An 11645-nucleotide genomic window follows, 5' to 3' on the forward strand; every position below is an offset into this window, starting at 1 on the left:
GGCGGCTTCTGACCGCGAGCCGCCGGTGTTGCACGCACCCGGGTCAGGGGGTCGGTATCGCGTCTTCGTTCAAGTAGGTTTGGGTAGCAGCTCCTTTGAGGATCAGTTGCGCCGCCTTCTCGGCGATCATCAGGGTCGGTGAACAGGTATTACCGGAGGTGATCTGCGGCATGATCGAGGCATCGGCCACGCGCAAACCGGGGATGCCGTGCACGCGCAGCTGGTTATCCACAACGTCCAGGGCACCGCTGCCCATGCGGCAGGTACCGACAGGGTGGAAGATAGTCGTGCCGATCTTGCCGGCTGCCTCGAACAGGTCTTGCTCGGTTTGCAGGGCTGGGCCTGGCAGGTATTCCTTGGGGTCGAACGCTGCAAGGGCTGGGGCCTGAACGATGCGCCGGGTGAGGCGGATGGCATCGGCGGCCACGCGCAGGTCCTGTGGGTCGCTGAGGTAGTTGGGGTCGATCAGCGGCGTGCTGTTCATGTCGGTGCTGCGGATATCGATACGCCCGCGGCTGGCCGGGCGCAGGTTGCACACCGACGCGGTAAAGGCAGGGAACGCGTGCAGCGGCTCACCGAAGCGCTCCAGTGACAGCGGCTGTACGTGGTACTGCAGGTTGGCGGTGGCCTGCTCCGGGCTCGAACGCACGAACGCGCCCAGCTGGCTGGGCGCCATGGCGAGCGGGCCGCTGCGGTCATAGAGGTAACGCAGGCCCATGCCCATCTTGCCCCAAAGGCTGTTGGCCATCTGGTTCAAGGTGCGGGTGTTGCGGATCTGGTAGATCAGGCGCAGTTGCAGGTGGTCCTGAAGGTTGCCACCCACGCCCGGCATATCGTGGCGTACACCAATGCCCAGGCTTTCCAGCAGCTGGCGCGGGCCGATGCCGGAGCGCTGCAGAATACCGGGTGAACCAACGGCGCCGGCGCACAGGATAATCTCGCGACGCGCCGCAAACTCGTGCCAGGCGCCTTGCCAAAATGCTTTCACCGCCCGCGCCCGGGTGTTGTTGAGCAATACCTGGTCAACCTGAACGCCGGTCAGCACCGTGAGGTTGGCGCGCTCCTTTATCGGCCGCAGGAAGGCTTTGGAGGCGTTCCAGCGCACGCCGCTGCGCTGGTTGACCTGAAAGTATCCACAGCCCTGGTTGTCGCCGGTGTTGAAGTCGTCGATTTTGGCGATGCCGCTTTGCTCGGCCGCATCACGGAAAGCATCGAGGATCGGCCAGCTGTAGCGCTGGCGCTCTACCCGCCATTCGCCTTCTCCGCCGTGGTGCTCGCTGGCGCCGGCGAAGTGGTTTTCGCTGGCCTTGAACAGCGGCAGCACGTCCTTCCAGGCCCAGCCGTCGTTGCCTTGCTCGGCCCAGCGGTCATAGTCGGCTGCCTGGCCGCGCATGTAGATCATGCCGTTGATCGAGGAGCAGCCGCCGAGCACCTTGCCACGCGGGTAGCCCAGGGCGCGACCACCAAGGCCAGGCTGGGCCTCGGTCTTGAAGCACCAGTCGGTACGCGGGTTGCCGATGCAATAGAGATAGCCGACGGGAATGTGAATCCAGGGATAGTTGTCGCGGCCACCCGCTTCCAGCAGCAGTACGCGGCAGGAAGGGTCGGCGGACAAACGATTGGCCAGCAGGCAACCGGCAGGACCGGCCCCTACGACCACGTAGTCGAAGACAGAATCGGCTGATGGCATGTGTAACCTCGCGCCCGTTTTTTATTCTTGTCCCGATCCATCTTAGTGCGTAATTTCGTGGGTGAAACACGAGATTTCGCGCAGCCGTTGTGCGTTTTAGCACAGGGGTAAGCCTGTACCGGCCTCTTCGCGGGTGAACCCGCTCCCACAGTGACCGCGCAGCCTCCAGCACCAGCGCCGGCCCTGTGGGAGCGGGTTTACCCGCGAAAGGGCCGGACGAACAGCCACAAGGATCAGCATGTTCGACTGGAACGATCTGCGGTTTTTCCTCGAGTTGCAGCGCAGCGGCCGGCTGCTCACCGCCGCCAAGCGTCTCAACACTACCCACAGCACCGTGGCCCGGCATATCGAGAGCATCGAGCAAAGCCTGGGCACCGCGCTGTTCGTGCAACATGCCCAGGGCTACGAGCTGACGCCCTCGGGCCAGGCCCTGCTCAAACACGCCGAAGCCATGGAAAACGTCGCGCTGCTGGCGCAGGAAGAAATCACCCAGGCCATCACCCCGCTGGGCAAGATTCGCCTGGGGGTAACCGAAGGCATTGGCATCATGTTCTTCACCCCGCGCATGAATGCGCTGTTCGAGCGCTACCCGGGCCTGGAGGTGGAACTGGTGGCGGTGCCGCGCTTTGTCAGCATCCTCAACCGCGAAGCGGAGATCAGCATCCACCTGGAACGGCCCAACGCCGACCTGTTGATCACCCGCAAGCTCACCGACTACCGCCTGGCGCTGTACGCCAGCCAGGAGTACCTGGACCGGGCACCGCCGTTGCGCAACCGTGAGGACCTGGCCCGGCACAACTGGATCGGCTACGTAGACGACCTGCTGTTCAGCCAGGAGCTGCTGTTTCTCAACAGTTTCTGCCGGGCGCCGACCGTGGTGTTTCGCAGCACCAGCGTCATTGCCCAACAGGCTGCCGCCCGCGCCGGGCTGGGCATCGCCGTACTGCCCAACTACATGGCTCACGACGACCCGACGCTGGTGCGCGTACTGCCTGGCGAGACCATCCAGCGCAGCTACTGGATCTGCACCCGCCGCGAGCTGCACAAGTCAGTGCGCCTGCGGGTGGTGTGGGACTACCTGCTGGCGCTGTGCGCGGCAGAGCAGGACGCGCTGCTAGCCCCATAGCGCCTTGCCGGCCAGCAGCAATGCCGCCGTCCAACCGGCCACCGCAAACATCTGCTGCAAACGCGGCCCGGCCAGCCTGGCCGCCAATGGCCGCGCCAGCAGTAGGCCGAGCACCGCGCCTGCTGCGAACGGGGCCCCAACCTGCCAATGCATGACACCCGCCAGGCTGGCGCTGACCACACTGCCGGTGGACACCAGTGCGATCACCGCCAGCGAAGTGGACACGATGCTGGCCATGCGCAGGTTGGTATAGCGGTTCAGGGCCGGGATGATGACGAAACCGCCGCCAACCCCCAGCAGACCAGACAGCAACCCGGACAAGGCACCGGTAAATGCCAGGGCACGCGCGCAGGGCAGGGTCCAGCGCAAGCGGCCTTGCAACGGGTTCAGCACACAGGGTTCGATGTAGCGATGGGCGTCGTTGGCCTCACCGCGCAGTTCCTTGGCAGCCTTGCGCCAGATACGCAGGCAGGCGTACACCAGCACCCCGGCAAACACCAGCTGCAAGGGTGTATTCGGCAAGCGGTGCGCCAGCATCAGCCCGAACGGCGCCGCCGCTACGCCGATCAGCGCGATAAACAGCGCCGCACGGTAACGTACCAACCCTTGGCGCAAGCCCAGCACCGCGCCAACCGCCGCCGCCATGCCTACGGCCAACAGGCCGACCGGTGCTGCCTCGACCATCGACAGCCCCAGGCCGAACACCAGCAAGGGCACGGCGAGAATGCCACCGCCTGCACCGGTCAACGCCAGCACCGCACCGATGATCGCGCCCAGGCCTGCCCCCAGCAATTGATGTTCGATCACTGCCCACCCTCGGCTACCAGCTGTGGGCGTGCCAGCCACTCGCGGCCCTTGAGCATGCCTTGCCAGTACAACGGCGGCAGCGCTTGCGCCTTGAGCAACCAGGCCAGGCGTGTCGGTTTGCGGCCATCCAGCAACCAGTTGGGGAAGCTCGGTGCCAGCTTGCCGCCATAGGTGAACTCGGCCAGGACGATTTTGCCGCGCTCTACCGTCAGCGGGCACGAACCATAGCCATCGTACTGGGCGAGGGTAGGCAGCCGACCCAGTGCCACCAGCACGTTGTTGGCCACGACCGGCGCCTGCTTACGGGCCGCTGCGGCGGTCTTGGCGTTGCTGGTATTGGCCACGTCACCCAGCGCATGGATGTTGGTGTACTTGCGATGGCGCAGGGTATGCGGGTCGACATCGACCCAGCCGCCATTGTCGGCCAACGGGCTTTCGCGAATAAACGCCGGCGCCACTTGTGGCGGTACCACGTGGAGCATGTCGAAAACTTCGATGCGCGTTTCGCTGCTGCCATCGGGCAAGGTGCGCTCGAAGGTGGCGCGCTTGTTCGGGCCGTCCACGGCGACCAGTCGGTGGGAGAAATTGAGGTCCACGGCGTATTTTTCGATGTACTTCATCAGCGCGGGCACATAGTCCGCCACACCGAACAAGACTGCACCGGCATTGAAGAAGCTGGCTTTCACCGCGCCAAGATGGCCATTGCGCAACCAGTGGTCGCAAGACAGGTACAGCGCCTTCTGCGGTGCGCCCGCACATTTGATCGGCATGGGCGGCTGGCTGAACACGGCGCGGCCTTGCTTGAGTTTCTGCACCAGCTCCCAGGTGTAGGGCGCGAGGTCGTAGCGGTAGTTGGAGGTAACACCGTTGCGACCCAGGGTTTCGCTGAGCCCTTCGATGGCTGCCCAGTCCAGCGTGAGCCCGGGGCAGACCACCAGCTGTTCGTAGCTGATGGCGCGGCCGTCTTCGAGGATGACCAACTGCCCCAGAGGGTCGAACCCCTGCACCCGCGCCTTGACCCAGCGCACACCGCGCGGGATGGTCGAGGCCATGGTGCGGGCGGTGCTAGGTGCCTTGAACACACCGGCACCGACCATGGTCCAGCCGGGTTGGTAGTAATGCACGTCGGCGGGGTCGATCAAGGCAACGTCCAGCGACGGGTCACGGCTGATCAGGCTGGAAGCGGTGGCGATACCAGCGGCACCGGCACCGACGATGACGACTTTGTGGTGGTCGGTATTGGCAGGGGACAACAAGGCAGGCATGGCGGTAAATCCTGGAAATCTGATTATGGGGCAGGGCGGTTACAGCTTGTTCAGCGGAATTTTCAGATAGCGCACGCCGTTCTCTTCCGGCGCGGGGAGCTGGCCGCTTCGCATGTTCACCTGCACCGAAGGCAGGATCAGCACCGGCATGTCGAGGGTCTTGTCACGGGCTTCGCGCATGGCGACGAAACTGTCCTCATCGATGCCCTGGTGAATGTGAATGTTGCTGGCGCGCTGCTCGGCCACGGTGGTGACGTACTGCATGTCGCGACCACCTGGCAGGTAGTCGTGGCACATGAACAGCCGGGTCTGGTCGGGGAAAGCCAGCAGACGGCGGATCGAGCGATACAGGGTACGGGCATCGGCCCCCGGGAAGTCGCAGCGGGCAGTACCGTAGTCGGGCATGAACAGGGTGTCACCCACAAACACTGCGATCTCACCGGCGTCTTCGATCATGAAACTCATGCACGCGGGTGTGTGCCCGGGCGTGTGCAGCGCCCTGGCGTGCAGGTTGCCGATACGGAAACCTTCCTCGTCTTCGAGCAGCACATCGAACTGGCTGCCATCACGGGCAAAGCCAGGCTCTGCATTGAACAAGGTGCCGAATACTTTCTGCACCTGGGTGATGTGCGCGCCGATAGCGGTATGGCCGCCCAGTTTTTCCTTCAGGTAGGCCGCCGCGGAAAGATGGTCGGCGTGCACATGGGTTTCCAGCACCCAGCGCACGCTGGCATTCAGTTCGGTCACCCGTTCGATCAGGCGGTCCGCCGAAGCGCTGCAGGTGCGCCCGGACTTGGGGTCGTAATCCAGCACGCTGTCGATCAATGCGCATTGCCGGGTTTCACGGTCCATGACCAGGTAGCTGATGGTCGAGGTCGCCTTGTCGTAAAAGGCGTCCACGTGAAGGTTGTTGCCGATGATCATCACGTTCTCCAATTTATCCGCCCCGCCTTGTAAGGCGTAGGCAGTGACAGGAGGTTTATCAAGATGCATGCCAGGCTTTTTAACGCGCTTGGGCCAATGAAACCGGCCCGTGGCAAACAACTGGCAGCAATAGTGGCAGAGCATGTGGCAGTCGACTGTCAGCCAATGGCAGTGATTGGCAGTCCTTGTTACCCTGCGCCGGTCATCCATACGGTGCCGTCATGCCTCAAACCCATCACCTCATCCTAGCTCTGGTTTCCTACCTTGAGCACGATGCCCTGCCAGCCATCGTGCTGGACACCGACTACAACATCCTGGCGGCCAATGCCGCCTATCGCCGCCAGTTCGGCCGCCATGACCAGGCCCCACTGGGTGAGAAGTGCCACAAGGTCTCGCACCACTATGCCGTACCGTGCGATCAGGCCGGCGAGCATTGCCCCCTGCGCAAGGCGTGGGACAGCAAGGTGCCCGAGCGGGTGCTGCATGTTCATCACACGCCACGCGGCCCCGAGCATGTGGATGTCGAGCTGCGACCGATTCTGGATGAACAGGGCAGGGTGGTGGCCTTTGTCGAGCGCCTGACCACCATCACCCTCGCGTCAGCGCAACCTCAGGAGCAGGGCCTGGTCGGCCGCGCACCCGCCTTCAAGGCCGCCTTGGCCAGCCTGCAACGGGCGGCGCCAGCGCAGATCCCGGTGTTGCTGCAGGGTGAATCGGGTAGCGGTAAAGAACTGTTCGCCCGTGCGGTGCACATGGGCAGCCCCAGGGCCAACGGCCCGCTGGTTGTAGTCGACTGCACTGGCCTGACGGAGTCGTTGTTCGAAAGCGAGTTGTTCGGTTATGAGAAAGGCGCGTTCACCGGTGCCAACCAACGCAAGATCGGCCTGGCCGAGGCGGCCCATGGAGGCACCCTGTTCCTCGACGAAATCGGCGAAGTGCCGCTGGCGATGCAGGTGAAACTGTTGCGTCTGATCGAGTCCGGCAGCTTCCGCCCGGTGGGCAGCCTGCGCACGGTGCATTCGGATTTCCGCCTGGTATCGGCCACTCACAAACCGCTCAAACAGATGGTTGCCGATGGCACCTTCCGTGAAGACCTGTATTACCGCATCAGCGGTTTCCCGATCCGCTTGCCGGCATTGCGCGAGCGGGTGGAAGACCTGCCGCTGCTTGCGCAGAGCCTGCTGCAGCGCATGGCCGGCAAGCCAACGCCCAGGCTGAGTGACGATGCCTTGCAGCAACTTGGGTTGCATCCGTTTCCGGGCAATATCCGCGAGCTGCGCAACATACTGGAAAGGGCGCGGCTGTTTGCCGATGACGGGCTGATCCGGCCTGAGCACTTGCCGGAAGATATCGGGCCGGTGGGGGCGATCAAGGCAGGCGGCGGTCGCAACAACCTGAGTGAGCTGGCGCAGGCGCTGGAAGAGTTCAAAGGTTCGCGTAGCGAACTGGCCAGCCATCTTGGCATGAGTGAACGTACCCTCTATCGCCGCTTGAAGGCCCTCGGGCTGAACTGACGAATGTTGGCAAACGCAAAATCTGTGGGAGCGGGCGTGCCCGCGAAGAATACGACGCGCTGCAGGGCACCGGCTGCGCCGGTGTTCGCGGGCACGCCCGCTCCCACAGGATAAAGCGGCGCTTGCCGAAGCCTTGTTCTATGCGCACAGCGGGCTGGGTAGTCTCCTACAGATCGTTCGCCTTCAGACCTTTACCGGACCTTTACCTCTGCCCTGACATTAAACGTAAAAAATCATGGTCTGATCAGTTAACCGAATCTGGCAGCCAGCACTGGCCAGGCGATAACAGGCAGAGGACCGCATCAAATGAAGAAAACCCTAACCGTGATCTGCGCCGCGCTCATGCTCAGCGCACCGTTGGCCAGCTTCGCGCAGCCGGGCCCACCCGATCGACATGATGGCGGCCCATCACACCAAGGCAACCCGCCTCATGGTCAGCCGCAGCAACAGGGCCGACATGACAATGGCCGAGGGCCTGCTTATCGTGACCCGAACTTCCGCCCACAACAGGGCATGCCAATACCTCATCAGCAATGGCAGCGTGGTCATGCCGTGGACCCGCATTACCGGGGTGACCGTTACTGGGTCACCGACTGGAAAGCGCGCCACCTGTATGCGCCACCGCGTGACCACCGTTGGCTGTACGTCAACGGCGACTATGTGTTGATGTCGATCGCCAATGGCAGGATCGTGAACATCCTTACCGGTTACTGATTTTTGCAGACACTAAAAAGCCCGCATCAGCGGGCTTTTTAGTGTCTGTCGATTTACACCTGATCAAAAGTCCAGGTTCGATACCGACAGCGCGTTGCTTTCGATGAACTCACGACGCGGCTCGACTGCATCACCCATCAGGGTGTTGAAGATCTGGTCAGCTGCGATCGCATCCTCGATGGTGACCTTGAGCATGCGGCGAACGGTCGGGTCCATGGTGGTTTCCCACAGCTGGTCCGGGTTCATCTCACCCAGCCCTTTGTATCGCTGGATGGTGTGGCGCTTGGTGGTCTCGTTCATCAGCCAGTCCAGGCCTTCCTTGAACTCGACGATTGCCTTGCGGCGCTCACCGCGTTGTACGTAAGCACCTTCACCCAACAGGGTGGACAGCTTGGCACCCACGTTGACCACCGTGCGGTAGTCATTGCTGCCGAAGAAGTCGCGGTTGAAGGTGATGTAGCTGGCCAGGCCGTGGGAGGTGATTTCCACTTCTGGCAGCCATACGTTGCGCTCTTTGTCTTCACGCAGGCTGGCGCTGTAAGCCAGGCCAGACTTCTGGCTGCTGTTCAGACGTTCCTGGAACTGGGCAAGCCAGGCTTGCATCACCGCGTGGTCACCCAACTGCTCCAGGGTCACCTCAGGCAGGTAGATGAAGTGCTCGGTCAGCTCTTCCGGGTACAGGCGAGACAGGCGCTTGAGCGTCTTCATGACAGAGCGGAATTCGTTCACCAGCGCTTCCAGCTGCACACCGGAAACCGCTGGCGCCGACTCGTCCAGGTGCAGGCTTGCGTCTTCCAGGGCCGACTGGGTCATGTACTCTTCCATGGCCTCGTCGTCCTTGATGTACTGCTCCTGCTTACCTTTCTTGACCTTGTACAGTGGCGGCTGGGCAATGTAGATGTAGCCACGCTCGACCAGCTCCGGCAACTGACGGAAGAAGAAGGTCAGCAGCAGGGTACGGATGTGCGAACCGTCAACGTCAGCATCGGTCATGATGATGATGTTGTGATAACGCAGCTTGTCGATGTTGTACTCTTCGCGACCGATACCGCAGCCAAGCGCAGTGATCAGCGTGCCCACTTCCTGGGACGAGATCATCTTGTCGAAGCGTGCTTTCTCGACGTTGAGGATCTTACCCTTCAGCGGCAAGATCGCCTGGGTGCGACGGTTACGACCTTGCTTGGCCGAGCCACCTGCGGAGTCACCCTCCACCAGGTACAGTTCGGAAAGGGCAGGGTCCTTCTCCTGGCAGTCCGCCAACTTGCCTGGCAGGCCGGCGATATCCAGCGCCCCTTTGCGGCGAGTCATCTCACGGGCTTTACGTGCTGCTTCACGCGCACGAGCGGCGTCGATCATCTTGCCAACGACCGCCTTGGCCTCGTTCGGGTTCTCCAGCAGGAAGTCGGAGAAGTACTTGTTCATCTCCTGTTCCACGGCGGTTTTCACCTCCGAGGAAACCAGCTTGTCTTTGGTCTGCGAGCTGAACTTGGGGTCCGGCACCTTGACCGAGATGATCGCGGTCAGGCCTTCACGGGCGTCGTCACCCGTGGTCGCCACCTTGTTCTTCTTCGCCAGGCCTTCCTGTTCGATGTAGCTGTTCAGGCTACGGGTCAGCGAAGAACGGAAGCCCACCAGGTGAGTACCGCCGTCACGCTGCGGAATGTTGTTGGTGAAGCACAGCAGGTTTTCGTTGAAGCTGTCGTTCCACTGCAGAGCGACTTCCACGCCCACGCCATCTTCACGCTGAACGTTGAAGTGGAACACCTGGGAGTTGACGGGCGTCTTGTTGGTGTTCAGGTACTCGACGAACGCACGCAGGCCGCCTTCGTACTTGAAGAACTCTTCCTTACCGCTGCGCTCATCCTTCAGCAGAATGCCAACGCCCGAGTTGAGGAACGACAACTCGCGAATACGCTTGGCCAGGATGTCCCAGCTGAAGTGAATATTCTTGAAGGTTTCAGCCGACGGCTTGAAGTGGATGTGGGTACCGGTGGTTTCGCTTTCACCGACAACCGCCATCGGCGCTTGTGGTACGCCATGAACGTAGGTCTGTTCCCAGATCTTGCCGCTACGGCGAACAGTAAGTACGAGCTTCTCGGACAGGGCGTTCACAACAGAAACACCTACGCCGTGCAGGCCGCCGGATACCTTGTAGGAGTTATCGTCGAACTTACCGCCGGCGTGCAGTACGGTCATGATGACCTCGGCTGCAGAAACGCCTTCTTCCTTATGCACGTCGACCGGAATGCCGCGACCGTTGTCGCGCACACTGATGGATTCGTCCGTGTGGATGATGACGGTGATGTCATCGCAGTGACCGGCGAGGGCTTCGTCGATCGAGTTGTCGACCACCTCGAAGACCATGTGGTGCAGGCCGCTACCATCATCGGTGTCGCCAATGTACATGCCGGGACGCTTGCGTACGGCATCCAAACCTTTCAGCACCTTGATGCTGGAGGAGTCGTACGTTTGATTTTCGCTCATGCCTTCACTCCCGATGGTCGTGGGTCTGGGTGATACGGCCTTGTTCCACGTGGAACAAAGCAACTGGCGTTTCCGTCTGCCAGCCTTCCCTCAGTAATTCGTGATCTACACAGGTGATGAACACCTGGCAGCGTAATTCTTCAAGCAAGCGGCACAGCGCGCGGCGATGCTTGTCGTCCAGTTCGGACGGCAAGTCATCCACGAGATAAATACAGTTACCACGGCGAGCCTGGCTAACGAGGTGGCCTTGGGCAATGCGCAATGCGCACACCACCAGCTTTTGCTGACCACGCGACAGGATGTCGGCCGCGTTGTTGGCAGCCAGACGAAGACGCAAATCAGCACGCTGCGGACCGGCCTGGGTATGGCCCATCTGCTGATCGCGAAGGAGAGAGGATGCGAGTACTTCTTGCAGTTCCCGGTCCTTGTCCCAGCCTCGGTAGTAGCTCAGGGTCAACCCGTCCAGCTCGACCAGTTCGCTCAGGGTTCGCTCGAAGACAGGCTTCAAGGCCTTGATGTAGTTGCGACGGTATTCATCTATTTCCGCGCTGGCCAGGCACAATTCCCGGTCCCAGGCGGCTTGCGAAGCTGCGTCAAGTGTACCATGACGCAACCATGAGTTCCGCTGCCGCAGCGCCTTCTGCAGCCGTTGCCAGGCAGGCAGAAAACGAGGTTCCACGTGGAACACACCCCAATCCAGGAACTGGCGGCGTATTTTCGGGGCACCTTCCAACAGCCGGAAACTGTCTGGGTTGATGAGCTGCAGTGGCAGTAATTCTGCCAGCTGGGCCGCGCTACGCGCGTTTTGCCCATCGATGCGTATGGTGAAATCTCCCTGCCGCTCTCGGGACACACCCAGGTTGCTGGTGCCACCTTCGGCCAACTGCACTTCGCCGAACACGGTACAGGCAGGCTGCTCGTACTGGATGACCGGGTTCAGGCGGGTGCTGCGAAATGACCGCGCCAGCCCGAGCAAGTGCACAGCTTCAAGCACGCTGGTCTTGCCACTGCCGTTGGCGCCGTAAAGGATGTTGATGCGGGGGGAGGGCGAGAGTGTCACCGGGTGCAAGTTGCGCACCGCGGTGACCATGATCCGTCGAAGGGACATTTCGCCTGCTACA

The 11645-nt window shown here is 61.9% G+C and carries 9 protein-coding genes; 3 read left to right on the forward strand and 6 right to left on the reverse strand.

Translation table 11 applies throughout. The features are described 5' to 3' along the window. Positions 1 to 43: 43 nt before the first annotated feature. Positions 44 to 1690 carry a GMC family oxidoreductase gene (locus ABOC32_RS03080; protein WP_426810105.1) on the reverse strand — a complete coding sequence of 549 codons (1647 nt, stop codon included), beginning with the start codon at positions 1688 to 1690 and terminating at the stop codon, positions 44 to 46. A 238-nt stretch (positions 1691 to 1928) separates the two neighbouring features. Here ABOC32_RS03080 and ABOC32_RS03085 point away from each other — a divergent pair, with 238 nt between their 5' ends. Then, a complete protein-coding gene (locus ABOC32_RS03085; RefSeq protein ID WP_426810106.1) occupies positions 1929 to 2816 on the forward strand; it encodes a LysR family transcriptional regulator in 888 nt (295 codons plus the stop codon). Here the strand turns inward: ABOC32_RS03085 and ABOC32_RS03090 are convergent. Genes ABOC32_RS03090 through ABOC32_RS03100 form a run of 3 tightly spaced genes read right to left on the reverse strand, consistent with a single transcriptional unit; the run spans position 2805 to position 5812 of the window. After that, positions 2805 to 3623, reverse strand: coding sequence for a sulfite exporter TauE/SafE family protein (locus ABOC32_RS03090; RefSeq protein WP_426810107.1), 819 nt, complete (start codon positions 3621 to 3623; stop codon positions 2805 to 2807). The two genes, ABOC32_RS03085 and ABOC32_RS03090, sit on opposite strands and share 12 nt — an antisense overlap. Continuing rightward, a complete protein-coding gene (locus ABOC32_RS03095) occupies positions 3620 to 4888 on the reverse strand; it encodes an NAD(P)/FAD-dependent oxidoreductase (protein WP_426810108.1) in 1269 nt (422 codons plus the stop codon). Before ABOC32_RS03095 ends, ABOC32_RS03090 begins: the two co-directional genes overlap by 4 nt. Positions 4889 to 4927: 39 nt before the next feature. Then, positions 4928 to 5812, reverse strand: coding sequence for an MBL fold metallo-hydrolase (locus ABOC32_RS03100; RefSeq protein WP_426810109.1), 885 nt, complete (start codon positions 5810 to 5812; stop codon positions 4928 to 4930). A gap of 221 nt (positions 5813 to 6033) precedes the next feature. Between ABOC32_RS03100 and ABOC32_RS03105 the strand changes: the two genes are divergently transcribed. Both ABOC32_RS03105 and ABOC32_RS03110 read left to right on the forward strand, forming a co-directional pair. Beyond that, entirely contained in the window at positions 6034 to 7326 is a 1293-nt protein-coding gene (locus ABOC32_RS03105) for a sigma-54 interaction domain-containing protein (protein ID WP_426810110.1), read from the forward strand. Between the two features lie 306 nt (positions 7327 to 7632). Continuing rightward, the gene (locus ABOC32_RS03110) at positions 7633 to 8040 is read left to right on the forward strand and encodes an RcnB family protein (protein WP_426810111.1); all 408 of its coding nucleotides are present in this window, start codon (positions 7633 to 7635) and stop codon (positions 8038 to 8040) included. 63 nt (positions 8041 to 8103) lie between these two features. On the opposite strand, the gene gyrB is transcribed toward ABOC32_RS03110, so the two are convergent. Next, positions 8104 to 10524, reverse strand: a complete 2421-nt coding sequence (gyrB, locus tag ABOC32_RS03115) for a DNA topoisomerase (ATP-hydrolyzing) subunit B (RefSeq protein WP_426810112.1) — start codon at positions 10522 to 10524, stop codon at positions 8104 to 8106. A 4-nt stretch (positions 10525 to 10528) separates the two neighbouring features. Then, positions 10529 to 11632 (reverse strand): DNA replication/repair protein RecF, encoded by a 1104-nt coding sequence (recF, locus tag ABOC32_RS03120; protein ID WP_043199928.1) that lies wholly within the window; start codon positions 11630 to 11632, stop codon positions 10529 to 10531. Positions 11633 to 11645 lie beyond the last annotated feature (13 nt).

Source organism: Pseudomonas sp. WOUb67, from assembly GCF_050058005.1.
Classification (GTDB): Bacteria; Pseudomonadota; Gammaproteobacteria; order Pseudomonadales; family Pseudomonadaceae; genus Aquipseudomonas; species Aquipseudomonas putida_R.